This window comes from Aeromonas sp. 600527, from assembly GCF_049175415.1.
Lineage (GTDB): Bacteria > Pseudomonadota > Gammaproteobacteria > Enterobacterales > Aeromonadaceae > Aeromonas > Aeromonas veronii_A.
The window spans coordinates 1-774 of sequence record NZ_JAAKVA010000043.1 but is presented as its reverse complement, the minus strand read 5'-3'; the positions used below and the strand labels follow the sequence as shown (position 1 = coordinate 774).

Genomic DNA, 774 nt, shown 5'->3' with positions numbered 1-774 from the left:
GCCAAAGAAGCGGAAGCCTTGGGTGCCTGGCTGGTGCATTACTCCACCGACTATGTGTTCGATGGCAGCGGTGAGCGCCCCTGGGTGGAAACCGATGCCACCGCTCCGCTCAACGTCTATGGCGAAACCAAGCTGGCGGGTGAGCAAGGGGCCGCGCTTTGTTCCCGTCACCTGATTTTTCGCACTAGCTGGGTCTATGCCGCTCGGGGTGCCAACTTTGCCAAGACCATGCTGCGCTTTGGCAAAGAGCGTAGCGAGATGTCAGTCATCAATGACCAGTTTGGCGCTCCGACCGGCGCCGAGTTGCTGGCTGATTGCACCGCTCATGCGATCCGCGTGGCGCAGCGCAACCCCGAGGTCGCCGGGCTGTACCATCTGATTGCCTCCGGCACCACCACCTGGTTTGACTACGCCCAGCTGGTGTTTGCCAAAGCCAGAGAGGCCGGTGTTGAACTGGCGGTGACGCAGCTCAATGCGGTGCCGACCAGTGCCTTCCCGACCCCGGCCAAACGCCCCCATAACTCCCGCCTTGATACTGGCAAATTTCAGCGCACCTTCGATTTGGTGCTTCCGGAGTGGACCGTCGGTGTGGAGCGGATGTTGACCGAGATCCTCGGTAAGTAAATCACTGGCCAGAGATGTGTTGAACGCCTCTCTGGCTGGCAGGGATAAAACAGAAAGGTGTGGCCGCAAGCCACCCTTTTCTTTTGCAATTTAAAAATAAGAAACAAGCATCATGACCAAACGTAAAGGCATTATTCTGGCCGGTGGCTC

At 58.1% G+C, this 774-nt stretch carries 1 protein-coding gene; it reads left to right on the top strand.

The genetic code is table 11. The features are described from left to right. On the top strand, positions 1-624 hold a 624-nt coding region (gene rfbD, locus G5154_RS21140; RefSeq protein ID WP_421251643.1), incomplete at its 5' end, for a dTDP-4-dehydrorhamnose reductase. Positions 625-774: the final 150 nt, after the last annotated feature.